This window comes from Pseudomonas sp. Irchel 3H9 (assembly GCF_900187495.1).
Lineage (GTDB): Bacteria > Pseudomonadota > Gammaproteobacteria > Pseudomonadales > Pseudomonadaceae > Aquipseudomonas > Aquipseudomonas sivasensis.
Map to the genome: position 1 here is coordinate 632,659 of NZ_FYDK01000002.1, position 24,630 is coordinate 657,288.

Genomic DNA, 24,630 nt, shown 5'->3' on the forward strand with positions numbered 1-24,630 from the left:
CGGGTTGTTCTGGTGAGCTGGCTGTTGGGGTGTGCGGGCTAGTCGAATCGTCGCACCGCCCGCGCTGGGCTGCGAAGCAGCCCCAACACTCATCAGCCTGGAAATTGATGATGCAAGTGCGCCTTTTTGATGCAACACGCACCAGTTGGATGCGCAATCCACGCTGTTCAGGCAACGCGAGGGGACTGCAGCGGCGCCACGTACGGCTCCGCGGCCGATTGGCACAGAGCCTGCAAGCTCCCCGTCAACCCCACTCGGTCAACGACGATCGACAGGCCATTGAGGTCATGGGCATAAAGCGATGGATCCGGCGAAGTCGTCCGAACAGATCCCGCATAAGAACAGGCAAAGACGCCTGGAACCGCAAGGTTTCAGGCGTTTTTTTTTGCTTTTTAAACCGTGATGAATGTTGTCAGGTGCTGATATGAACAAACCGATGAAAACCCTGATCGTCGTTGGCAATGGCATGGTCGGTCACCATTGTGTGGCGCAACTGATCGAGCGCGGCGCGCTGCAACACTACCACCTGCATGTGTTCAGCGAAGAGCCGATGCGCGCCTATGACCGTGTGCACCTGTCCGAGTATTTCACGGGCCGCGATGCCGAATCGTTGGCACTCTCCGAGGCGTCGCTGTACCAGACGCCGGGAGTGACGTTGCACCTGGGCGTGCCGGTGCTGGAGATCGACCGCGTTCGCCGTGAGGTGATCACGGCTCAGGGCTGCGTGGCCTACGACACATTGGTCCTGGCCACCGGCTCCTATCCGTTCGTGCCGCCGATCGAAGGCGCCGAAGGGGATTCGCGGTTGGTGTATCGCACCTTGCACGACCTTGATGCCATCCGTGCAGCGGCAGCCAATGCCCGACGTGGTGTGGTGGTGGGCGGTGGCCTGCTGGGCCTGGAAGCCGCCAACGCCCTAAAAAGCTTGGGGCTGGAAGCCCATGTGGTGGAGTTCGCACCGCGCTTGATGCCAGTGCAGTTGGATGATTTCGGCGGCCTGGCGCTCAAGGCCCAGATCGAACGGCTGGGCGTCGGCGTGCACCTGTCCCGTGCCACGCAGTCGATCAGCGCGGGCGAGCAGTACCGCTATCGCATGAACTTTGCCAACGACGAGTTCCTCGAAACCGACCTTATCGTGTTCTCCGCAGGTATCCGCGCACAGGACGCCCTGGCGCGCCAGGCTGGCCTGGAGATTGGTCCGCGTGGCGGGGTGGTGATCAACGATGAGTGCTTGAGTTGCGACCCGCACATCTACGCGATTGGCGAGTGCGCGTCGTGGAACGGCAGCCTGTTCGGCCTGGTCGCACCGGGGTACCAGATGGCCCGCGGGGTAGCCGCGCTGTTATGCGAGCAGGTCGCCGAGCCCTTTGTCGGTGCCGACATGTCCACCAAGCTCAAACTGCTCGGCGTGGACGTAGGTTCCATCGGCGACGCCCATGCCCACACGCCGGGTGCGCGCAGCTATCAGTTCATCGACGAGGCCAGCGCCAGTTACCGTCGACTGGTGGTGGACGCATCGGGTAAGCATGTGATCGGCGCAGTGCTGGTTGGCGACAACAGCTACTACGACACGTTGCTGCAATACATGCAGAACGCGATTGCACTGCCTGCGGAACCGGCCAGCCTGATCCTGCCGTCGTCCGCCGGTGCACCGACCCTCGGCCCAGGCGCGTTGCCGGAATCGGCCACGGTGTGTTCCTGCCACAACGTGACCAAAGGCGCGATTTGCTCGGCCATCGACGGCGGTTGCAGCGACCTCGGCCTGCTCAAATCCCAGACCAAGGCTTGCACCGGTTGCGGCGGTTGCGCGGGCTTGCTCAAGCAAGTGTTTGAACACGAGTTGATTGCCCGTGGCGTCAGCGTCGACAAGAGCCTGTGCGAACACTTCGCCTACACCCGTCAGGAGCTTTATGCCCTGGTGCGTGTGGAAGGGGTGACCACCTTCGAAGAACTGCTGGCCAAACACGGTCGTGGCCACACCGGTTGCGACGTGTGCAAACCGGCGGTGGGTTCGATCCTGGCGTCGTGCTGGAACCAGCCAATCATGGACGCCTCGTTGGTGCCGTTGCAGGACACCAACGACACGTTCATGGCCAACATGCAGAAGAACGGCACCTACTCGGTGGTGCCACGGATTCCCGGTGGTGAAATCACGGCCGACAAGCTGATCGTAATCGGTGAAGTGGCGAAGAAATACGACCTCTACACCAAGATCACCGGCGGCCAGCGCATCGACTTGTTTGGCGCGCAGTTGCATGAGCTGCCGGATATCTGGGCCGAGCTGATCGCCGCTGGCTTTGAGACCGGGCACGCGTATGGCAAATCCACGCGTACGGTGAAGTCCTGCGTGGGCAGCACTTGGTGCCGCTACGGCGTGCAGGACAGCGTGAAAATGGCGCTGCTGATCGAGGATCGCTACAAGGGCCTGCGTTCGCCGCACAAACTCAAGTTCGCGGTGTCCGGCTGCACCCGTGAATGCGCCGAAGCCCAGAGCAAGGACGTGGGCGTGATCGCCACCGAGAAGGGCTGGAACCTTTACATCGCGGGCAACGGCGGCATGCGTCCGCGCCATGCCGAACTGTTCGCTACTGACCTCGACGACGCCACGTTGATCCAGTACATCGACCGCTTCCTGATGTTCTACATCCGCACCGCCGACAAACTGCAACGCACCTCTGTGTGGCGCGAAAGCCTGGAAGGTGGCCTGGATTTCCTCAAAGACGTAATCCTGCACGACAGCCTCGGCCTGGGCGCGGAGCTGGAGGCGCAGATGCAGCTGGTCGTCGACCGCTACGAATGCGAGTGGGCCAACGCCCTCAAAGATCCGGAAAAACTCAAGCGCTTCCGCACCTTCGTCAACGACAAACGCCCCGACCCGGACATCCACTTTGTCCAGGAACGCGGCCAGCGCCGGCCGATCATGGCCACCGAACTCAACCTGATTCCCGTCATCGAGGAGATTGCCTGATGAGCCAGTCCAACACGCAGCGCAACCTTGCCACCTGGAAAAGCGTGTGCAACGAGACCGACCTGGTGAGTAATTCCGGCGTAGTGGTGTGGCTGGACGGTGCCCAAGTCGCGCTGTTCTACCTGCCCGGCGCCCAGGAGCAGACGCTGTACGCCATCGACAACCACGACCCGGAATCCGGCGCGAATGTGATTGGTCGTGGCCTGGTCGGCAGCATCAAGGGCGATTTGGTGGTAGCTGCGCCGATCTATAAGCAGCATTACCGCTTGCAGGACGGCCAGTGCCTGGAGTCGCCACACCAGCGACTGCAGGTGTGGCCGGTGCGATTGAATGAGGGTGTGGTGGAACTCGCAGTGAGCTGATACACCTCGGTCCAAGTGTGGGAGGGGGCTTGCTCCCGATGGCGGTGTGTCAGTCAACATCGGTATGGCTGAACCATTGCTATCGGGAGCAAGCCCCCTCCCACATAAAACCGCTTCGCAGCTGAGGAATACTGCTGCTCCTTGCTGCAATCACGCGGCGTAATGCCTTTCTCCTTCGCGTACTAGGACGGCCAGTGCCTGGAGGTGCCACACCAGCGATTGCAGGTGTGGCCGGTGCGATTGAATGAGGGCGTGGTGGAACTCGCAGTGAGCTGATCGACCTCGGTCCAAGTGTGGGAGGGGGCTTGCTCCCGATGGCGGTGTGTCAGTCGACATCGGTATGGCTGAACCACTGCTATCGGGAGCAAGCCCCCTCCCACATAAAACCGCTTCGCAGCTGAGAAATCCTACTGCTCCTTGCTGCAATCACGCGGCGTAATGCCTTTCTCCTTCGCGTACTAGGACGGCCAGCGCTGGAGGCGCCACACCAGCGATTGCAGGTGTGGCCGGTGCGATTGAATGAGGGCGTGGTGGAACTCGCAGTGAGTTGATCGACCTCGGTCCAAGTGTGGGAGGGGGCTTGCTCCCGATGGCGGTGTGTCAGTCAACGTCTGTATGGCTGAACCACCGCCATCGGGAGCAAGCCCCCTCCCACATAAAAAACTGCATCGCAGTGGAGAAATCTTACTGCTCGTTGCTGCAATCACGCGGCGTAATGCCTTTCTCCTTCGCGTACTAGGACGACCAGTGCCTGGATGCGCCGCACCAGCGATTGCAGGTGTGGCCGGTGCGATTGAATGAGGGCGTGGTGGAACTCGCAGTGAGCTGATCGACCTCGGTCAAAATGTGGGAGGGGGCTTGCTCCCGATGGCGGTGTGTCAGTCGACATCGGTATGGCTGAACCACTGCTATCGGGAGCAAGCCCCCTCCCACATAAAACTGCATTGCGGTGGAGAAATCCTACTGCTCCTTGCTGCAATCACGCTGCGTAATGCCTTTCTCCTTCGCGTACTAGAACGGCCAGTGCCTGGAGTCGCCACACCAGCGATTGCAGGTGTGGCCGGTGCGATTGAATGAGGGCGTGGTGGAACTCGCAGTGAGCTGATACACCTCGGTCAAAATGTGGGAGGGGGCTTGCTCCCGATGGCGGTGTGTCAGTCAACATCGGTATGGCTGAACCACTGCTATCGGGAGCAAGCCCCCTCCCACATAAAACCGCATTGCGGTGGAGAAATCCTACTGCTCTTTGCTGCAACCACGCGGCGTAATGCCTTTCTCCTTCGCGTACTAGGACGGCCAGCGCTGGAGGCGCCACACCAGCGATTGCAGGTGTGGCCGGTGCGATTGAATGAGGGTGTGGTGGAACTCGCAGTGAGCTGATCGACCTCGGTCCAAGTGTGGGAGGGGGCTTGCTCCCGATGGCGGTGTGTCAGTCAACATCGGTATGGCTGAACCACTGCCATCGGGAGCAAGCCCCCTCCCACATAAAACCGCATTGCAGCTGAGAAATCCTACTGCTCCTTGCTGCAATCACGCGGCGTAATGCCTTTCTCCTTCGCGTACTGCGCCGCCGAGGCTTCGATGATCGGCCGCAGCAGCGCGCGGTCGGCCTGTACCCAATCGCTGATCAGGTTCCAGCGCTGGCCATCCCACTGCTGGAAGCGTACCGCGCCGCCGCCTTCATGGTCGGCGCAGGACAGTTTCAGCGGTTGCACCAGGCCTTTTGCGCCCAAGGCCTGAAGACGTGCATTGTCCAAGTTCAGGTGTTCGAAACCCCAGCGTACTTGTTCGCCAGTGAGGGGCTGGTGGCCGTATTTTTCCTGGGCCAGGCGCACGGCTTCGACGTTGAGAATGCCGTTCACCACACCGAGGTTGTAGTACACCGTGCCGAAGCGCTTCGGATCGGCCAGGTTGCCTTTACCCGCGTCCACCACGCTTTGCTTGATGCCTTGCAGCACTGGGAAATCGGTGCCGGACGGGTGGGTGGTAATAGAGATAAAACCCTTGGCTGCGTTGCCGGCCGGCAACACGTCTTCTTCCGAGTTGCTCCAGATATTGCCGATGATGTGATCAGCCGGGTAACCGACTTTTTGCGCAGATTTGAGCGCCACCGGGTTCATCACGCCCCAGCCGCGCAGGATCACCCAGTCCGGCTTGAGACGGCGAATGTTCAGCCACTGCGATTGTTGCTCGTTGCCAGGGTGTGGCACTTCCAGCAGGGTCAATTCGAAGCCGGCATTTTTGGCCAGGGTTTCCAGTACCCCGTTGGTTTCCTTGCCGTACGGCGAGCCGTGGTAGAGCACGGCGATTTTCTTGCCCTTGAGTTTGTCGGCACCGCCTTCGCGCTGGCCGATGTAGTTGATGATCGCCGAGACTTCCGAATACGGGTTGAGCTGCAACGGGAACACGTAGGGGAAGACGCTGCCGTCGGTGGAGTCGGTGCGTCCGTGGTTGATGGTGATCAGCGGTAGTTTGTCGGCGGTCGAGCGATCCAGCGTGGCGTAGGCGATGCCCACCGACAGCGGGTTGGTGGCCGCTGCGGGCGCACCGTTGAGACCGCCCTTGAGGCGCTCGTAGCATTCGACGCCTTTTTCCACCACGTACTCGGTCTCGCATTCGCTCCAGGTCAACTTGACGCCATTCACGCCGCCGTTGGCGTTGATGTATTGCAGGTAGTCGATAAACCCACCGAAGAAGCCGGTGCCACCGGCGGCATAGGGCCCGACCCGATAGCTCTGCAACGGAAAGTATTGTTCGTTGGCGGCCTGGACGGTGCCCGTGAGCGTGGCGGTGATCAAGGCCAGGCCCAAGGCCAGGCGGCGCAGCGGTGCGGGGTGTCTCATGGAGGCAGTTCCTCGGGGTTCAGCTCGGGGGTTAGTAAGTTAGTAACGCAGCGGCCATACCCTGGCCCGTTGACGAAAGCGCTGCCACAGTCGGGCCAGCCCCTCCGGTTCCTTGATCAGGAAGGTGATGATCAGTGCACCGAACAGCATCTTCTGAAGGTTTTCCAGCTGGCCGGCGTCCATCAATCCGGCCGGCAGCAACGCGAAGAGGTTGCCCAGCAGGATCGGGAACAACACGATGAAGGCCGCGCCGAGGACGTTGCCGAGCACACTGCCCAGACCGCCGATAATGATGATGAAGAGCACCTGGAATGAGCGGCTCAGGTCGAAGCCGTGTGGCTCCACCGTGCCCAGGTAGGCGAAGGCCCAAAGCGACCCCGCGACGCCCAGGTAGAAGCCGCTGATGGCAAACGCCAGCAGCTTGGCCTTGAGCAGCCGAATGCCGATCACGGCGGCGGCGGTGTCCATGTCTCGCACGGCCATCCAGTTGCGGCCCAGCTCACTGCGCACCAGGTTTTTACCGAGCCAGAACAGCGCCACGACCACGCTGAGGGTCAGCAAGTAGCGGCCACATGGCGAGCTGAAATCAACCCCGGCGATCAGCAATGGCGGCGAGGTGATGACCCCGGATGCGTTGTCGTTGGTAAACCAACTGAAGCGGGTCAGCACCCACTCCACCACGAACTGGGCGGCCAGGGTCGCTACCAACAGGTAAAAGCCCTTGATGCGCAGGCTCGGCAGACCGAAGAACACCGCCACCAGCGCAGCGATCACGCCGCCCAGGCCAAAGCTCACCAGCAGCGGCAAACCGGGTACGCGCAATTGCAGGTTGTAGGCGGCAAATGCGCCCACCGCCATGAACGCCGCCGATCCCAGAGAGAGTTGCCCGGCGTAGCCAGTCAGCAGGTTCAGGCCGAGGCCGGCCAGGGACAGCACCAGCAGCGGCACGAGGATCGCGCTGAACCAGTAGTCGTTGCCCAGCCACGGCATCACCACAAAGGCAAAGCCCAGCAGTAGCCACAGTGCGATGCGGTCCTGGCGCAGGCGAAAGGTGCGGCGCTCGGCCGCGTAGGAGGTACTGATTTGACCGACTTCTTGATACAGCATGCAGGCATTTCCTCAAAAAACGATCAGACCCGTTCGATGGCGCGCTCGCCGAACAACCCGGCAGGGCGCACCAGCAAGAACAGCAAGGCAAGGACGTAAGGCACCCAGTTTTCAATGCCGCTGCCGATGATCGGGCCGAGGTAGATCTCGGCGATTTTTTCGCTCGCGCCGATGATCAAGCCGCCGACAATCGCGCCGCCGATGGACGAAAATCCGCCGATGATCAGCACCGGCAATGCCTTGAGTACCACCAGCGATAACGAGAATTGCACCCCCAATCGCGCGCCCCAAAGCAACCCGGCCACCAGCCCGACAAACCCCGCCACGGCCCACACCAGGGCCCAGATGCGCGGCAGGCGAATGCCCACCGCCATGGACGCCAGCGGGTCGTCTGCGACTGCACGCAGCGACAGGCCGATACGGGTTTTGTTGAACAGCAATGACAGGGCGAGCACCAACGCGGCGGCGGTGCCGGCAGCGAACAGGTCGAACTGCGAGAGCAGCATGCCGCGGATTTCCAGCGGCTCGTCGGCAATGCCCAAATCCAGGCCATGCACCTGCGCACCCCAGAGGAATTGCGCGAAGCCTTCGATCATGTAGGACAGCCCAAGGGTGGCCATGAACAGGATGATCGGCGGGCGATTGACCAGGGGCCGCAGCACCACTTTCTCGATCAGCAGCGCAAGCACCACCATGCTCACCAGGGTCAGCAAAAACGCGAAGACAAACGGAAAGCCGCGCTCCAACAGGCTGACAAACGTCAGCGCGGCGAACAGCACCATGGCGCCCTGGGCGAAGTTGAAGACGCCCGAGGCTTTGTAGATCAGCACAAAACCGATCGCCACTAGGGAATACATCACGCCCGCCAACAGGCCGCCGATCAGCACCTCAAAGAAAAATTCCATGCTCAAGTTCCCAGATAGGCGGCGATGACATCGGGGTTGGCGCGCACTTGCTCGGGTGTGCCGTCGCCGATCTTGCGGCCGTAGTCGAGCGCCACTACGTGGTCGCACAAGCCCATGACCACACCGATATCGTGCTCGATCAGCACCACGGTGGTGCCGAACTCGCGGTTGATGTCGCGGATGAATTGGCTCATCTGGGCTTTCTCCTGAGCGTTCATACCGGCCATGGGCTCATCCAGCAGCAATAGGGTCGGCTCTGACGCCAGGGCGCGGGCCAGTTCGACACGCTTTTGCAGGCCATAGGGCAGGGTGCCCACCAGCACGTGTCGCCAGGGATGGATCTGCAAAAACGCGATGACTTTTTCGGCGTGCAGGCGGTGCGCGTCCTCCTCGCGCGCGGCTCGGCCCAGGCGCAGCATCTGCTCGATCCAGCTGCTGCGGCGCTTGAGGTTGCGCCCGGTGAGCACGTTGTCGAGCACGCTCATGCCCTTGAACAGCGCGATGTTCTGGAAGGTTCGCGCAATCCCGCCTTCGGCCGCCTGATGCGCGCGCATGCGCCGTCGGGTGTGGCCGGCGTAGTGGATGCTGCCGCTTTGGGGGTGGTAAACGCCGTTGATCACATTGAGCAGCGAACTCTTGCCGGCGCCGTTAGGGCCGATCAGCCCGCAGATGTCCCCGGCCTTGACGTCGAAACTGATGGAGGTGATGGCCTTGATGCCCTTGAACGACAGGGTAATGTCATCGAGCCGCAGTAAGACCGCTTGAGTGGTTGCATGCATGGTTGGGCTCGTCAGACAGCGTGAGGCAGTCGTTGGTTGGCGGGTTGGTGTTGGGGCGCTGGCTCTTGCCAACGGCCGGGATCGATGCCCAGGGCGGTAAAGAACGCCGCACTGTCCGGGCTCAACGCTGGCCCTACCAGCAAGGGCACGCGCAAGCGGCTCATGCCCAGCACATCGAGCAATGGTCGACGCACCAGCCAGTGGCCCAGCCAGCGGCGAATGATTGATGGGGTTGGCTGCATCGCCCAGCGGTACAGGCGATGACTGAATGTGCCCGGCAGCGGCAGGCGCTCACGTGCCCACTGTTCCAGACGGGCGTAGGATTCACGGGTGCCCAGCACCAAGGTTGGGCCCAGCTCGCGGCGGTCGGTGTCACGGGTAGCCAGGGCTTCGGGGAAGTTCAGGCGAAAACCAGCGTGCAGCCAGGGCGCCAGCAAGTAGCGCGCCTGCCCGCTGGCGGCGAAAACCCGCGCGGCCAGGGCTTCCTCATTGGCGTCGAGGTGTTCGCGGGCCACCAAAGTGCGCGCGTCCATGAGCAACTGCCCGTGGGTCAACTGCACGCGGGTATCGGCGTGGAACACAAAGGCGAGGGCGGTTGACTGAGTGGCGCACGCCGGGGCAGGGAGGTCCGTGCGCAAGTCCGCATAAGCGACCAAGTGGGGGCCTTTGTGTTGATCCAGACCGCGCCCATCGAGGTACACCACCACACCGGGCCCACTAATTGACGGAATCGCCTCGGCGTTTTCGGCGAGAACAAATGTCGGCCGCAGTTGCACCAGCAGCGCACGATTGTCGCGCTCGGGATCGAGCAGCGTGACGCTCCCCCCCAACCACTGCGCGGCCAGTGCCAGCAGCAAGGCTTCGGGGCGCGCCTGACTGATGATCAGCAGATCATCGTCAGGCCCGAAGTCGCGCTGGTGAAGGGCTGCGGCGAGTTGGCGTATGTCGTCTGCCAGTTCGCTCCAACGTCGCTCTTGCCAGATGCCCAGGCGCTTGTAACGCAAGGCAATCGCCGACCCTCGGGTGTGGGCTTGATGCAGCAGCGCCTGGGGCAGTGTCTGGGGCATGGGTGTGTCCTTTGGGTCGATGCAAAGGTGATTGCACGCGCCATGCCAGGGGGATAAATGCTTTTATTTCAAAGGGATACGTTTAATTTTAAAAGGGCGAGCCTGTTTGGATTCAGCACAAGCTGTGCAACTGCTGTTGGTGGGGCAACAGGCGTTTCCTCAGGTGGCCTGTCAGGTAACTCCCTTGGACTGTTCCCGTTGCTGAAAAGCAGGGGGCAAGCGTTAAAATGCCGCCCGCATCTTGCCCCCATCAAGGACCCTACATGCCACTGATCACGGAACGCGTAGCCCTGGCCCGCATCGGCGCCAATGAGAAGGTTATCTGCCGCATGGCCTCGGGCTGGGCGGTGATGGGGGATGTGCAGTTTCTGCCGGGCTACTGCCTGCTGCTGCCCGATCCGGTGGTCGCGAGTTTGAACGACCTGGATACCGAAGCCCGCGCGACTTACCTGCTGGACATGGCGCGCCTCGGTGATGCGGTGTTGCACGCCACCGACGCCCAGCGCATGAATTACGAAATCCTGGGCAACTCCGAGCCTGAGTTGCACTGCCATATATTCCCGCGCTACGCCTCGGAACCCGACGACAAGCGCCGGATGCCGGCATGGTTTTATGACTGGAAGAATGCTGTGCCTTATGCCGAAGAGGTGCATGGGGATTTGCGCAAGGCCATCGAGCGGTTGCTGCGTCAACCCAGTTGAGAGGCGAGAGCGTGCAGCCGCATTGGCGCCAACTTTTATTAACTTTCGCGTGAAGAGTGCAGTTAGAAATATGAATCTACTCGATCCGTTGACTGGAACAGAAGCGTTGACTCAATCGGGGAGACCCATAGAACCTGGGTTTCTAACGGCTTTCTGGGGCTGGGGTTTTTCAGCATTGGATAACCCCCTGCTACGAGGTTATCTGGCAGAGTTTTTGGTGTATCGGGCGCTGTTCAACATGCCTAGCCCCGATTTCAAGGTACCCACCTCGCATTTTTCAACCAAGATGGAAAGCGATGTTCATGACCTCGTGTTTTTCATGAATGATGAAAAATTCACTATCCAAGTTAAATCGAAAGACTCCTATAGCAAATCTCAGGTGTTCGATACCTCCTTCGCTGAAGGATTCGATTGTGTCTCCAATAGTCCGCTGCCCGCTGAGCATTGGTCAGACTTTTACATCTTCGCTTATCTCGCATTGGATAATAAAAAGTGTCAGGAGAACGAGCGTCTTCATGATAAGTGGAACCCCAATCCATCTCGTGCACTGCCGATGGAGAAAGCGCGGTTCAAGCTCAATAAGCAGGCGTTGGTGAAATCGGTGTTGGAACTCGATAACTGGAGCTTCTACATTCTTGACCGAGAGCAATTACGTGGGCAGAAAAGCATCAACTTGAACAAGCTGCGCAGTAAGGTCAATAAGGGGGAAGCTGTGTGGGTACAGCATGACGGTATTGCAGATGCGTTGGTGGGTTTCGCCCTCGAACGGCACGCTAAACGATGCGATGAAATGCTTTAGGTTCCCTTCGCTCGTGGGGTACGCCACATAGCCGCCAGCGAAACCGCTACACTGCCGCCCCCGAATTTCAGCAAGGATGCTTTGAATGCGTTCGCTCGTCAGCGCTGTGCTCCTCTCCATGACCCTGGCGGCCCCGGCCATGGCCGAGCCTCGTTCGTTCTCGGTCAATGACCCGAGCGGCAAATACCTGGTCGAAGTGTTGTTCCCGCAGGTGCCGCAGGACTTGCAGTACCTGGCGCGAGCCCTGATCACGGTACGCGACGCAACTACCCTCGAAATCCTCCAGCAATTGCAGACTCCGGACGCCCAGGTGCCGCTGGACCAGAATGGTAAAACCGTCGACTGGCGTTTGATGGGCGAGAACGGCGTGGTCTACTTTGCCGACATCAATCAGGATGGCCGCCAGGACTTGGCGATCCGCAATGGCACCGGCGCGGATAAAGACTTCCAGTCCAGTTACGATGTGTACCTGCAAGACCCGCACAAGACGCAGTGGGTGCTCAACGGCCCCCTGACCGATCTTGCGAACGAAACCTCCGGCGGTATGTTTTCAGTCAATCCCAAGGACGGCGTTATCCATTCGCAGACCGACCAGGGTTGCTGCTGGACCCGCGCCAGCCGCTATCAGATGCGCGACGGTGAGTTGGTGAGACTCAGCGCGTACACCCAGGCCCAAGTGCCTGCGACGGACGATGACGCGAACAACAGCATGCCCAGCGGCTACATGCTGCGCACCACCGGCGAGTGGAAGGACGGCCAATGGCTGGAAACGCCAAGGCTGGAAGGGCCGGTAAACGAAGACCCTGAGTTCCTGGCCGGCACCCTCAACGGCAAGATCCCGGTGCAACTCTGGTACCAGCAACAGGGCGCGGTGTTGATTGGTGAATTGCGCTACACCAAAAGCGGCAGCGGCAAGCCGATCAAGCTGGTAGGCGAGTTGGGTGAATACGGCGACCAGTCGTTTGTCTACCTGCACGAATATGCCGACGATGGTCATCAAACCGGCATCTGGCGCATCACTCGGGAAACCGTCGAGCCCTATGCTTACTCCGGCACGTGGGTCAGTGGCGCCCAGGGTGACAAGCCAGAGTTGCAAATCCAACTGCATCGCGAGGACCGTGAGCCTGAGTACAAGAAACTCGGTGACGTTGCCCGCGATCAGCGTGACGGTCACTACCAGATGCGCAACGACTTCCTCGACCGTGACGGCGACCTGGACCTGAAGATCCTCCCCGACCGCGATGCCCAGGGCCGTGAAGTGGCGGAGTTCACCGTAACGCTCAAGGAAACCGGTACCGACAAGGTCATCGTCAGCGCGCACCACAGCGTGCCGATGGAAACCGAGAACCTGATTATCGTGCGCGAGCCGTTGGCGACCCGGCGCGCCGGCCCGTATCACATTCAACTGGTGAAGGGTTTTGCGGTGATCAACCACAACTCGGCGCCGGACTTTCCGGATTACTTCACGGGGATGTATCGCAAGCAATAGCGCAGATGCTGAGCCAGCCGCTTAACATCGATGGGTGATTTGAATGCCGGAAACTACCCAGCGAACAACCTAAAGCAGTGCCGCCCGACAAGCGAGCGGCCTTGCCGTGCGCGCGGGTCAGTCGGTGGCTTCAACCCATTCGCAGTTTATGAGCGGCGTTCCATCCCCGACGCGCATGTAATAGGCGTCTGGAACCGCGATCCGTTCATGGGAGGTGCCCACCGGCCCGTCGTGGTAATCGGTGAACAACTGCCCTCCGGTAATCTCCCAGCGCACGGAGTACCCCTGCGTTGACCGATAAAGCCAGAGGCGCGGCGCCGCGCGGCAGGACAGGTAGTTGCCGTCCTGAAGCTGAAGCTGCATGCGGTTGCCGTCGCTGGAGACATTTTTGAACTTGGCTTTGTCGCCGTTGGACGGCGTTGCGCTGATGTAGTCCCAAAAGCTCCAGCTGGCCTGGTTGCCTACGAAATAGGCAAAACTATCCTGCACCTTGCCGTTGTCATCGACGTATTGAAGCTTGAGGTAGTACCACTTGTTTTCTGGTAAAGCCTGGCTGCCGCTGCGAGGGGGCAGCGGACCGCCCTTGGGTTCGAAAGGTTTGTCGTCCTTGGAGGGGCTGATTGAGTCGCTCATGGGTTCATCCTTTAGAAGAGAGAGTCGAAATGAAAACTCGCCCGAGCCAAAGCCATAATGCGGATAGGTAATGCAGGGGAGGAACGCGGGAATACATCAGGTTGCGCCTTGCGCACAACGGCTTGGGACTGTGCTACGACATTGGGACGATCACCCGTTTGCGTTACGGCTTGTCCTTCTCTCATCCATGATTTCAGCAACCGATGGCTCAAGCCATCGAGGCGTTTTGCAAGGTTAGGTCATGACGGCGGATTCGTCGAAAAAAAACTGCGGCATGGCGCCCGCCAGGCTCAATGACTGGCGCCATGCAGCGGCTGATCAGCGGTTAAAGCGTTCTACCAACGCATATTGAGTGGCCGCCGTATTGGTCAGCTGCTTGCTAAGGTCGGTGGATTGATGGGCTTGTATCGACGTCTGGTCAGCCAGCTCCGCGATAGTGGTGATGTTGCGGCTGATCTCCTCGGCGACCGCGCTTTGTTCCTCAGTGGCGGCGGCGATCTGGGTGGTCATTTCGGTGATATGAGACACCGCTTCGCTGATGCCGACCAAAGCCTGGTCTGCTTCCAGCACCCAGGCTACGCCTTCCTGCGCCTGGCGTTGGCCGTTTTCCATGCTTTGCACGGCATTGTTGGACGATGCCTGCAACTGAGTGATCAGCGCATGGATTTGAGTGGTGGATTGGGAAGTACGCTGCGCCAGTTGGCGCACTTCATCGGCCACCACGGCAAACCCGCGGCCTTGCTCACCGGCGCGGGCCGCTTCGATGGCGGCGTTGAGGGCGAGCAGGTTGGTTTGATCGGCGATGCCTTTGATCACGTCCACCACGCTGCCGATTTCGTCGCTGTCCTTGGCCAACTGCGCCACGGTGGTGCCGGTTTCGCCCACGACGGCGGACAACCGCTCAATGGCCAGGCGGGTATCACGCGCGACTTCACGGCCACGTCCGGTCAGCACGTTGGCCTGCTGGGTGGCGTCGGCGGTGCGCTGCACATGGCTGGCGACTTCCTGGGTGGTCGCAGCCATCTGGTTGACGGCCGCCGAGACCTGCTCGGTTTCAACGCGTTGGCGATCCAGGCCTTTGGAGCTGGCGGTGGCCAACTGATCCGATTGCCCGGCCAGGGCGCTGAGTTGTTCGGCACTGTCCTGCAAGCGTGTGAGGCAGGTTTTCAGACGTGAGTTTTGGCTGAGGAACGCGGTTTCCAGGCGTGCCTGGGGGCCGCTGGCGTCGCTGTACATCTGGGCAATCAAGGCATCCGACGTCGAGGGCTCGACACCCGCCAGCAGGCGCAAGGTGCTGCCTTGGCGTACGCGTGAGCAGAGCATACCCACCGGCACGGCAACGGCCACGGCCACCGCAATGGCGATCGGTGCACTGAGGAAAAGCCCGGCAATGCTGCCGGCGATGCCGGTGGCCACGTACGGAACGGCACTCAACGCCGCGGGCAGCCAAGTGTCCTTGATTAGCGCGCTGGATTTGCCTTGGCTGAGGCGGCGATACAGCACCTGCGCCCGGCGGATTTCATCGGCGCTGGGCTTGACCCTCACCGATTCAAAACCAACGACTTCGCGGCCGTGGAAGATCGGTGTGACGTAGGCGTTAACCCAGTAATGGTCGCCGTTTTTCGAGCGGTTCTTGACGATGCCCATCCACGGCAGGCCTTGCTTGAGCGCACGCCACATATGGGCAAACACGGCCGGCGGGACATCGGGGTGACGCACGATGTTCTGTGGCGCGCCGATCAGATCGGCCCGTTCAAAACCGCTGATTTCGACAAAGGCGTCGTTGCAGTAAGTGATGCCCCCGTGAATATCGGTGGCGGAGATAAGTTTTTGCGAAGGCGCGAGTGAAATCTCACGTTGTGTTACTGGCTGGTTGTTGCGCATTCCGGCTACTCCCTGGTTGCACACAGTGCATCGGCGCCAACGTGCAGAAGATTAATTCACATCGGCTATTTCGCCAGCCATTGGTCAAAAGCCTGAAACTTATCGATGAAAAACCTCATAATGGCGGCCATTTTTGTTTAGCCCGTAATTCTGGTGTGCCCCCATGGAAATCAAGGTCAACTTTCTCGACAACCTCCGGCTTGAAGCCAAGTTCGATGACTTCACGGTGATTGCCGACCAACCTATTCGCTATAAGGGCGATGGTTCGGCACCGGGGCCCTTCGACTACTTCCTGGCATCGTCGGCGCTGTGCGCGGCGTACTTTGTGAAGCTGTACTGCCAGACCCGCAACATCCCCACCGACAATATCCGCCTGTCCCAGAACAACATCGTCGACCCGGAAAACCGCTACAACCAGATCTTCAAGATCCAGGTCGAGTTGCCCGCGGATATCTCCGATAAGGACCGCCAGGGCATCCTGCGCTCCATCGAGCGTTGCACGGTGAAAAAAGTGGTGCAGGCCGGTCCCGAGTTTGTGATCGAAGAGGTGGAAAATCTCGACGCCGACGCCCAGGCCTTGTTGATGCCCAGCAGCCTGTCGGAGCAGGGCACCTACATCGCGGGCAAGGACCTGCCGCTGGAGCAGACCATCGCCAACATGTCCGGGATCCTTGCCGGCCTGGGCATGAAGATCGAGATCGCCTCGTGGCGCAATATCGTGCCCAACGTGTGGTCGCTGCATATCCGCGATGCGCACTCGCCAATGTGTTTCACCAACGGCAAGGGCGCGACCAAAGAGGGCGCGCTGGCGTCGGCATTGGGCGAATTCATCGAGCGGCTCAACTGCAACTTCTTCTACAACGACCAATTCTGGGGTGAAGAACTGGCCAACGCACCGTTCGTGCATTACCCGGACGAGCGTTGGTTCCAGCCAGGCCCCAACGACGAGCTGCCGACTGAAATCCTCGACGCTTATTGCCGCAAGGTTTACGACCGCGAAGGCGAGCTGCGCGGTTCGCATCTGTTCGACACCAACTCCGGCAACGAAGCGCGCGGCATTGTTTCGCTGCCGTTCGTGCGCCAGTCCGATGGCGAGGTGGTGTACTTCCCGTCCAACCTGATCGAAAACCTCTACCTCAGCAACGGCATGAGCGCGGGCAACACCCTGGCTGAAGCCCAGGTGCAGTGCCTTTCGGAGATTTTCGAGCGCGCGGTCAAGCGTGAAATCATCGAAGGTGAATTTGCCCTGCCGGACGTGCCGGCTGAGGTGCTCGCCAAATACCCAAGCATTGTGGCGGGCATCGAAGGCCTGGAAGCCCAGGGCTTCCCGGTGCTGGTCAAGGATGCATCCCTGGGCGGCGAATTCCCGGTGATGTGTGTGACCCTGATGAACCCGCGCACCGGCGGGGTATTCGCCTCCTTCGGTGCCCACCCGAGCCTGGAAGTGGCGCTGGAGCGCAGCCTCACCGAATTACTGCAAGGCCGCAGTTTCGAGGGTTTGAACGACTTGCCGCAGCCGACCTTCGAAGGCCAGGCGGTGACGGAGCCGAACAACTTCGTCGAGCACTTCATCGACTCCAGCGGTGTGGTGTCGTGGCGCTTCTTCAGCGCGCAATCGGACTACGAGTTTGTCGAGTGGGACTTCTCCGGTGAAGGCGAAGACTCCAACGTCCAAGAGGCTGCGACCTTGTTCGGCATCCTGGAAGGCATGGGCAAAGAAGCCTATATGGCGGTGTACGAGCACCTCGGCGCCACCGCTTGCCGCATCCTGGTGCCGGATTACTCGGAAATCTACCCGGTGGACGACCTGATCTGGGACAACACCAACAAAGCGCTGTTCTTCCGCGAGGACATTCTCAACCTGCATCGCCTGGACACGGAAGAATTGCAGGCATTGGTCGAGCGCCTGATCGAAAGCGAGCTGGACGATTACACCGACATCACCACCTTGATCGGCATCGAGTTCGACGACAACACGGTATGGGGCCAACTGACCATCCTGGAGTTGAAGCTGCTGATTTTCCTGGCCTTGCAGCAATATGAAGAGGCCAAGGAGTGCGTGGAGATGTTCCTGCAGTACAACGACAACACCGCCGAGCGCGGCCTGTTCTACCAGGCGTTGAACGGTGTGCTGGAGATGGAACTGGACGACGACTTGGACTTGGCGGATTACGAAGCCAACTTCCGCCGCATGTTTGGTAATGAGCGAATGGATGCGGTGATCGGCTCGGTCGATGGCAGTGTGCGGTTCTATGGGTTGACGCCGACCAGCATCAAGCTGGAAGGCTTGGACCGGCATTTGCGTTTGATTGACAGCTACAAGAAGCTGCATTCGGCGCGTGCCAACATCGGCCAGGTGTAACGCATACCCAATGTGGGAGGGGGCTTGCTCCCGATGGCGGTGGTTCAGACAAATATTCAGTGCCTGACACGCCGCTATCGGGAGCAAGCCCCCTCCCACGTTTGATCGTTGTTTTTTGGGGGGGTTATATACGGGCCAAGGCTTGCGCCAGGTCCGCTCGTAGATCCTCCACATCCTCAACCCCCACCGACAACCGCACCAACCCGTCGCCAATCCCCAGCTGCGCCCGCGTCGCCGCCGGGATGCTGGCATGGGTCATGATCGCCGGATGTTCGATCAGGCTTTCCACACCTCCCAGGCTTTCGGCCAGGGCGAAGATGTTCACGTGTTCCAGAAAGCGGGTGGCGCCCGCCAGGTCGCTGTTCAAATCCACTGAAATCATCCCACCAAACCCGCGCATTTGCCGGCGTGCCAGTTCGTGCTGCGGGTGGGATGCCAGGCCTGGGTAATAGGCCCGCGCCACTTGCGGTTGTTGCTCCAGCCAGGTGGCCAGGTCCAGCGCGTTGCTGCAATGACGCTCCATGCGCAGGGCCAACGTTTTCACGCCGCGCAGGGTCAGGAACGCGTCGAAGGGGCCAGCGATGGCGCCCACTGAGTTCTGCAGGAAACCCAGGCGATCAGCCAATTCGGGGTTGTCACCGACAATGGCGATACCGCCGATCACATCGGAATGGCCGTTGAGGTATTTAGTGGTGGAGTGCACCACCACATCAACGCCCAGCTCCAGCGGGCGCTGGATCCAGGGGCTGGCGAAGGTGTTGTCAGCCACGCAGATGATCCCGCGATTGCGGCAGATACCTGCGATGGCGGCCAAGTCGGTGAGGCTGAGCAGCGGGTTGCTCGGGGTTTCGACCCAGACCATGCGCGTATCGTCCTGCAAGGATGCTTCAAACGCCGTTACATCACTCAAATCGACAAAGCTGAAACGATGCCCGGCGCTGCGTTGGCGCACCTTGTCGAACAGCCGAAAGGTGCCGCCATAGAGGTCGTTACCGGAAACGATATGGGCGCCCGCATCCAGCAGCTCCAGCACCGTGGAAATCGCTGCCAGCCCGGATGCAAAGGCAAACGCTTGGCTGCCGCCTTCAAGGTCGGCCACGCAACGCTCCAGAGCAAACCGCGTGGGGTTGTGGGAGCGGCCGTAGTCGAAGCCCTTGTGCACGCCGGGGCTGTCTTGCAGGTAGGTGGAGTTGGCGTAGATCGGCGGCATCAGCGCGCCAGTGGTTGGGTCTGGGAACTGCCCGGCGTGGATCACACGGGTGGCAAACGCACTTTTATCAGGCTGGCTCATGCAAGGGATCTCCGCAGGTGGTTGAGCAGGTCGACGCGGGTGATCAGGCCATAAAAGCCTCCTGCATCGGCAATGATGGCGACCAAGCCGCGATCCAGTTCAGTTTGCAATTCGGCCAGGCTGGCGCTGGGGGGCAGGGTTTGCAGGTTGTCGGTCATGGCGCTGGCGACGATCATCGTGAAGTGCGCGGCATCGTGGTGCAGGCCCAGCAGGATGTCGGATTCGTCGATCACGCCCACCAGTTCGCGGCCGTTGACCAACACCGGCAGTTGCGACACGTCGGCCAGACGCATGCGCTGGAAGGCGGTGAGCAGGGTGTCGTCGGGGCTCACACTGATCACGCGGCCGTCTTCGAAGCGGCGGGCGATCAGGTCGCGCAGGTCGCCGTAGTGTTTGTAATGCAGCAACCCCGCGTCGGTCATCCACTGGTCGTTGTAGACCTTCGACAGATAGCGCGTGCCGGTGTCGCACACAAAGCTGACCACGCGCTTGGGCGTGGTTTGTTCGCGGCAATAGCGCAAGGCAGCGGCGAGCAGGGTGCCGGTGGAGGAACCGCCGAGAATGCCCTCGGCCTTGAGCAGTTGGCGCGCGTGGTCGAAGCTCTCTTCATCGCTGATGGAATAGGCGTGGCGCACGCTGGACAGGTCGGCAATCGACGGAATGAAGTCCTCGCCAATGCCTTCCACGGCCCACGAGCCGGGTGTTATCAACTGGCCGCTGCGGCTGTATTCAGCCATTACTGAACCCACCGGATCGGCCAGTACCATTTCCAGCTCCGGTTGCACGCGCTTGAAGAATCGGGTCAGGCCGGTGAGTGTGCCTGCCGAACCGACGCCGACCACAATGGCATCCAGGTCGTGCTGGGTTTGCGCCCAGATCTCCGGCGCGGTGCTGGTCTCGTGAGCCTGGGGATTGGCCGGGTTGTTGAACTGGTCGGCGAAGAATGAGCCGGGAATCTCCTGGGCCAGGCGCGCAGCCATGTCCTGGTAATACTCGGGGTGGCCCTTGCCCACATCGGAGCAGGTGATATGCACCTCGGCGCCCATGGCCTTAAGGTGCAGCACTTTCTCCGTGGACATTTTGTCGGGTACCACCAGCACCACCCGATAACCTTTGGCCCTGCCCACCAGCGCCAGGCCCAGGCCGGTGTTGCCAGCGGTGGCCTCGATGATGGTGCCGCCGGGACGCAGGCGGCCGTCACGCTCGGCGGCGTCGATCATGGCCAGGCCGATGCGGTCCTTGATGGAACCGCCGGGGTTTTGGGATTCCAGCTTGAGGAACAGCGTGCAGGGACCGGTATCGAAACGGCTGACCCGTACCAACGGCGTGTTGCCGATCAGTTCGAGTACGGCGGGGCGTGAGAGTGCGGGCATGGCGTCACCTGGGTGCGCAGAGGAGACATGAAACACTAGGTCGGTATTGGGTGAGTCGCAACCGGGCCGTCGGCTCGCTGTCTTTTTTTGGCGCATGGGCCGACGCGACAATTGCGCCTGACGCTGCCAGGCGGAGCGCATTGAAGCCCTGGATAGCCTCGCCAGTTGCCGCCTCAGCCCTTTATCGCTGCCTCAATCGCCGCAATGTCGATTTTGGTCATGGTCATCATCGCCTCGAACGCGCGCTTGGCGATGGCTGGATCAGGGTTAGTCACCGCCTCCGTCAACACGCGCGGCGAGATTTGCCACGACAGGCCCCACTTGTCCTTGCACCAGCCGCAGGCGCTCGGCTGGCCGCCGTTGTCGATGATTGCGTTCCAGTACCGGTCGGTTTCGGCTTGGTCATCGGTGGCCACTTGGAAGGAAAACGCCTCGGTGTGGGGAAAGATCGGGCCGCCGTTCAGGCCGATGCAGGGGATGCCGAGTACCGTGAATTCGACGGTCAAGACGTCGCCCCGTTTGCCGGACGGGTAATCCGCTGGTGCACGATGCACGGCGTTCACCGCACTGTCGGGAAAGGTGTTGGCGTAGAACTTGGCAGCCTCTTCGGCGCTCCCGTTGTACCAGAGGCAGAGGGTGTTTTTGTGGGTCATGAGCAGTCTCCACGCAGTCGAGGGTCTGTGGAGTTTAGCTGCGTTTCAATGGCGGCCTTATCAAGTCGAGACGGTTGAGGTCGGCGTTATAGGCTCGATAGAGGTCGGCCAATTCGTGGTGGGTCATCAGCGTTCACTTCTACCCGTTGAGTTCTGCGCTGACCTCATCCGCCCACATCGTGCCCGGCACGGCGGCGGCAGGATCGATGCATTGGATCTCGGGTAAACAGCGCGCCATCGTGTTGTCTCGCAGATGTGCCTGGAACACGCACAAGCTGCGGGCGAACTGGGGCAGTGAGGTATTGATGAGTACGCGTGCGTGATGGGCGTCGTGGTTGAAATAGACAATCGTCCCACTGTGTCGATCAAGCGCGATGACGTCCCCGGAGCCGGTGTGCCCCAAAGGGTAATAGTGGTTGGCGATGCCGAATATTGCCAACCTGCGTTGTGCTTCGGCTTGGCTGTAGGCCTCGAAACTCAGAAAGGGCGCGGCGTCGCGCGGCAGGCCGTGCTTGAGGAGGAATTCAGCGTCTGGCGCGGGGAGGGTGGCCAGGTCACTGGGGTTGAAGGTGATGAATTCGTCAAAGCCGAGGTCCAGGCCGGGCGGGTCGGGAGGCAGTACCGAGATGAAATGTGTTTTGAAGTCGAAGTCGGTCATAGTCGTTCGCCGCGTTATGTGAAGGGGGGGGGCGGGATGCTGACATAGAAACACTGCAGGGCTTGGGGTAGAACCCGTTCACAGCCTCAAGGTTGATCCAGCTAATGCTGCAGCAATGGTTGCCGCAGCATGAGTGCGAGGAGTTTTAGTTACTCGACTTATCTGGCAGTGGCGCCGTATGAATTTCGTCATACATAGCGGTTGCCACTGAAGCAGCATAAACAATGTATTTCAGATCGCTCGCGTCACTCTTGACTTCATAAATTTCACACAGAAGACTTCTTTTGTCCTTGGGTAACTTCACTGGCGACCAAGATGAGGGGCTTTTGAAGTTATACTCAGGGCCTTTGTATGTTAGAGACCTGATTCCAACAATCATGCGCTTATAGTGTTGCCTATCAGGTCTTTTGGAATTTTCATAGCTGCCTTTAAATGTTCCTAGAGAGCCTGAGACAACATCTACGCACGCTTTGTCTAGCTCGGTCTCATAATCAGCAGCCGCATAGGTTCCAACGGTCCCATGATTGGAATAGAATTTTGCACGCGGCGACAACTTTTCTTCTGGGTATTTGGCGGTGTATTCATCACCCTCGAAGTAATATTCGATATACCCTCGCGAAATATCTACCCTGCTATATTTCTTTCTCTTTTCTATGATGTCATTGAAAGAGTACCAGCGCTGCTCGATTAGTTTGTGCTCGACTTCCAGCCCGCCCGCAAATACCTTCAAGGAAAGCGCGGAGCCAAATAAGATAGATGCAATCAAAAGATTTTTCATGAATTGACCTGAAGTATGATTTTTATTTTATTTAAATAGGTCTGTTGATGTTGCGCGTTGATTAATTCCGCGAACCTTTTCAGCTTCGGCTTGTGTCTTCTGTTGAATAGTCCAAGTGATTGCCGCACCTACAATTGTCAAGCTTGTTGCCATATCAAAGCCAAGCTGGATATTACTGAACCATGTGCTCATTTGACTTCCTTGAGTTTTATTTGATTTCCTTGAACATCACTTTTTGTAGCCGTTTACACCGTAACAACGGACTCCAACTCAAATTTCACGCCGCATAAGCGGCGTTGTCGTGCTTTTTTAATCGTGCTCTCGCTCTGAGCGGGCACGTCGCCGGTAATTTGCTGCGTGAGCATAAAGGCGATGCCGGGTCGGAACAACCGTCCGTCGCTACCTACACCGCCAACGCCCGGTATCTGAACCTTTCCGCTGGCGTTGTGCAGCACCACTACGAGACCAAACCCGCAGCGCACTGGTCTGGCGCCATGAGTTGCGCGAGGAATAGGTGCGTTCGGTGGTCAACTACGTGGCGGATGTTGCTGGCAAAACCAGCTTCGGCAGTAACGGCCCATCGGCGATCAAGGACACCGGCGTGCTCGGTCTGGGCGTGACGTGGGGGTTGCGATGCGGGCCACTTAAACTGCGTGGCCTGCACTCATGGTGCAGCGATCACTCACTGATCCGACCAAACCGCCATTTCATAACCATCCGGATCAATGAAGTGGAACCTGCGCCCACCGGGGAACGCAAACATCTCGCGGCTTATCACAGCGCCTGCAGCCGTGATTCGTTGGTGCGCCCCTTCGAGGTCATTCGCAAACAAAATCACCAACGGCCCCCCTGGCCGAACGGGTTCTCCCGTGGTGAACCCGCCCGTCAGCCGCCCATCGCTGAACTCGGTGTAGGTGGGCCCGTAGTCCACGAATGTCCAGCCGAAAACGGCGCCGTAGAAGGTTTTGCTACGGGCAATGTCGCCCACGTTGAATTCTATGTTGTCGATCTGACGGTCTTGACCACGAACGCTCATGGTTGCCTCCTTGGCGGATGATTGAGGCGCGAGTGTAACGGTTCTGACGACGGACTGAGTTACCATGCCGCCGCGAAATTCCCGCCGACCGCTCTGGCTACCTATGTCCTCCAACGCGCTGTACACCGATCTTTCCATCTACTACGACCTGATGTGCGCCGACATCGACTATCGCGCACAGAGTCACAGCGTTCGCCGGTTGCACCAACTGTTCGGCAATAACGGGCGTCGGCACTTGGACTTGGCCTGCGGCACCGGGCCCCATGTGCGTCATTTCCTCGACTTTGGCTACCACAGCGCCGGCCTGGACATCAGCCAACCGATGCTGGACCTCGCCCAACTGCGCTGCCCGGAGGCACGCTTCAGCCGCCAGGACATGGCGGGTTTCCAGGTGGACGACGCGCAAGATCTGATCACTTGCTTTCTCTACTCGACCCATTACAACGCCAGCCTGGCCAAACTGCGCATGTGCCTGACCAGCGTGCACGAGGCGCTCGTCGAAAATGGCGTGTTCTGTTTCAACGCGGTGGACAAGCAGCACATCGACAACCGTTTGCTGGTACGCCATAGCGTTGAGTTTGAAGGCAGCCACTTCACCTTCGGTTCCGGCTGGCACTACAGCGAGGAGGGCGAGCAGCAGGCGCTGCGCCTGAGTATCGAGAAGACCACCGCGGGTGTGACTGAGGCTTGGCAGGACGAACATCCGATGGTCGCCTTCAGTTTCACCGAGTTGCAGCAGTTGTTGACGCCACAGTTCGAGGTGCACATCTTCGAGCATGACTACGAATGCATCACGTCCTGGGAGGGCACGAGCGGGAATGCTTTGTTTGTCTGCGTGAAGCGCTGATACCTGCTTTACCCAGTTTCCTGTGGGAGATGTCGAGCTTTAGCGAGGCTTCGAAGGCGGCGGTACAGGCGAAGTATTCTTACCTGACCCACCGC

The 24,630-nt window shown here is 59.9% G+C and carries 21 protein-coding genes; 7 read left to right on the top strand and 14 right to left on the bottom strand.

The window, feature by feature from the left end:
- Positions 1–424 precede the first annotated feature (424 nt).
- Both nirB and nirD read left to right on the top strand, forming a co-directional pair.
- A complete protein-coding gene (nirB, locus tag CKW32_RS08785) occupies positions 425–2,968 on the top strand; it encodes a nitrite reductase large subunit NirB (protein WP_095184619.1) in 2,544 nt (847 codons plus the stop codon).
- Entirely contained in the window at positions 2,968–3,330 is a 363-nt protein-coding gene (gene nirD / locus CKW32_RS08790; RefSeq protein ID WP_095184620.1) for a nitrite reductase small subunit NirD, read from the top strand. The genes nirB and nirD overlap by 1 nt, the downstream gene beginning before the upstream one ends.
- Before the next feature lie 1,511 nt (positions 3,331–4,841).
- Here nirD and CKW32_RS08810 read toward each other — a convergent pair.
- From CKW32_RS08810 to CKW32_RS08830, 5 genes are read right to left on the bottom strand one after another with little or no spacing between them, the layout of a single operon-like run.
- Entirely contained in the window at positions 4,842–6,173 is a 1,332-nt protein-coding gene (locus CKW32_RS08810) for an ABC transporter substrate-binding protein (protein ID WP_095184621.1), read from the bottom strand.
- Between the two features lie 39 nt (positions 6,174–6,212).
- Positions 6,213–7,280, bottom strand: a complete 1,068-nt coding sequence (locus CKW32_RS08815; protein ID WP_095184622.1) for a branched-chain amino acid ABC transporter permease — start codon at positions 7,278–7,280, stop codon at positions 6,213–6,215.
- A gap of 23 nt (positions 7,281–7,303) precedes the next feature.
- The gene (locus tag CKW32_RS08820) at positions 7,304–8,185 is read right to left on the bottom strand and encodes a branched-chain amino acid ABC transporter permease (RefSeq protein WP_032885303.1); all 882 of its coding nucleotides are present in this window, start codon (positions 8,183–8,185) and stop codon (positions 7,304–7,306) included.
- 2 nt (positions 8,186–8,187) lie between these two features.
- Positions 8,188–8,964, bottom strand: a complete 777-nt coding sequence (locus CKW32_RS08825; protein ID WP_095184623.1) for an ABC transporter ATP-binding protein — start codon at positions 8,962–8,964, stop codon at positions 8,188–8,190.
- An 11-nt stretch (positions 8,965–8,975) separates the two neighbouring features.
- A complete protein-coding gene (locus CKW32_RS08830; protein ID WP_095184624.1) occupies positions 8,976–10,031 on the bottom strand; it encodes an AMP-binding protein in 1,056 nt (351 codons plus the stop codon).
- A gap of 263 nt (positions 10,032–10,294) precedes the next feature.
- On the opposite strand from CKW32_RS08830, the gene CKW32_RS08835 reads away from it, so the two are divergent.
- The 3 genes from CKW32_RS08835 (at position 10,295) to CKW32_RS08845 (ending at position 13,020) form a co-directional block, all read left to right on the top strand.
- Positions 10,295–10,732, top strand: coding sequence for an HIT family protein (locus tag CKW32_RS08835; protein WP_032885300.1), 438 nt, complete (start codon positions 10,295–10,297; stop codon positions 10,730–10,732).
- Positions 10,733–10,802: 70 nt separating this feature from the next.
- Positions 10,803–11,531, top strand: a complete 729-nt coding sequence (locus tag CKW32_RS08840) for a hypothetical protein (protein ID WP_143499337.1) — start codon at positions 10,803–10,805, stop codon at positions 11,529–11,531.
- 85 nt (positions 11,532–11,616) lie between these two features.
- Entirely contained in the window at positions 11,617–13,020 is a 1,404-nt protein-coding gene (locus CKW32_RS08845; protein ID WP_095184626.1) for a hypothetical protein, read from the top strand.
- Positions 13,021–13,137: 117 nt separating this feature from the next.
- Here CKW32_RS08845 and CKW32_RS08850 read toward each other — a convergent pair whose 3' ends face one another.
- Together CKW32_RS08850 and CKW32_RS08855 are read right to left on the bottom strand one after the other, a co-directional pair.
- Positions 13,138–13,653: a hypothetical protein gene (locus tag CKW32_RS08850; RefSeq protein ID WP_095184627.1), complete on the bottom strand. Its 516-nt coding sequence runs from the start codon at positions 13,651–13,653 to the stop codon at positions 13,138–13,140.
- A gap of 318 nt (positions 13,654–13,971) precedes the next feature.
- Positions 13,972–15,537 (bottom strand): PAS domain-containing methyl-accepting chemotaxis protein, encoded by a 1,566-nt coding sequence (locus CKW32_RS08855; RefSeq protein ID WP_032885297.1) that lies wholly within the window; start codon positions 15,535–15,537, stop codon positions 13,972–13,974.
- Between the two features lie 163 nt (positions 15,538–15,700).
- On the opposite strand from CKW32_RS08855, the gene CKW32_RS08860 reads away from it, so the two are divergent.
- Positions 15,701–17,899 (top strand): OsmC domain/YcaO domain-containing protein, encoded by a 2,199-nt coding sequence (locus CKW32_RS08860; RefSeq protein WP_095184628.1) that lies wholly within the window; start codon positions 15,701–15,703, stop codon positions 17,897–17,899.
- 124 nt (positions 17,900–18,023) lie between these two features.
- Here CKW32_RS08860 and CKW32_RS08865 read toward each other — a convergent pair whose 3' ends face one another.
- The 7 genes from CKW32_RS08865 to CKW32_RS08895 all read right to left on the bottom strand — a co-directional run bounded on the left by CKW32_RS08865 (position 18,024) and on the right by CKW32_RS08895 (position 23,688).
- Entirely contained in the window at positions 18,024–19,190 is a 1,167-nt protein-coding gene (locus CKW32_RS08865; RefSeq protein ID WP_095184629.1) for a cystathionine gamma-synthase, read from the bottom strand.
- Positions 19,187–20,563 carry a pyridoxal-phosphate dependent enzyme gene (locus tag CKW32_RS08870; protein ID WP_095184630.1) on the bottom strand — a complete coding sequence of 459 codons (1,377 nt, stop codon included), beginning with the start codon at positions 20,561–20,563 and terminating at the stop codon, positions 19,187–19,189. Before CKW32_RS08870 ends, CKW32_RS08865 begins: the two co-directional genes overlap by 4 nt.
- A gap of 173 nt (positions 20,564–20,736) precedes the next feature.
- Positions 20,737–21,216 (bottom strand): VOC family protein, encoded by a 480-nt coding sequence (locus CKW32_RS08875; RefSeq protein WP_095184631.1) that lies wholly within the window; start codon positions 21,214–21,216, stop codon positions 20,737–20,739.
- A gap of 139 nt (positions 21,217–21,355) precedes the next feature.
- The gene (locus CKW32_RS08880; protein ID WP_095184632.1) at positions 21,356–21,874 is read right to left on the bottom strand and encodes an SUKH-4 family immunity protein; all 519 of its coding nucleotides are present in this window, start codon (positions 21,872–21,874) and stop codon (positions 21,356–21,358) included.
- 145 nt (positions 21,875–22,019) lie between these two features.
- Positions 22,020–22,652, bottom strand: a complete 633-nt coding sequence (locus CKW32_RS08885; protein ID WP_095184633.1) for a hypothetical protein — start codon at positions 22,650–22,652, stop codon at positions 22,020–22,022.
- A 27-nt stretch (positions 22,653–22,679) separates the two neighbouring features.
- Positions 22,680–22,844 carry a hypothetical protein gene (locus tag CKW32_RS28210; protein ID WP_160016623.1) on the bottom strand — a complete coding sequence of 55 codons (165 nt, stop codon included), beginning with the start codon at positions 22,842–22,844 and terminating at the stop codon, positions 22,680–22,682.
- Between the two features lie 490 nt (positions 22,845–23,334).
- Positions 23,335–23,688 (bottom strand): VOC family protein, encoded by a 354-nt coding sequence (locus CKW32_RS08895; protein WP_095184635.1) that lies wholly within the window; start codon positions 23,686–23,688, stop codon positions 23,335–23,337.
- 103 nt (positions 23,689–23,791) lie between these two features.
- Between CKW32_RS08895 and CKW32_RS08900 the strand changes: the two genes are divergently transcribed.
- Positions 23,792–24,535 (top strand): class I SAM-dependent methyltransferase, encoded by a 744-nt coding sequence (locus CKW32_RS08900; RefSeq protein WP_177434262.1) that lies wholly within the window; start codon positions 23,792–23,794, stop codon positions 24,533–24,535.
- The last annotated feature ends 95 nt before the right edge of the window (positions 24,536–24,630 follow it).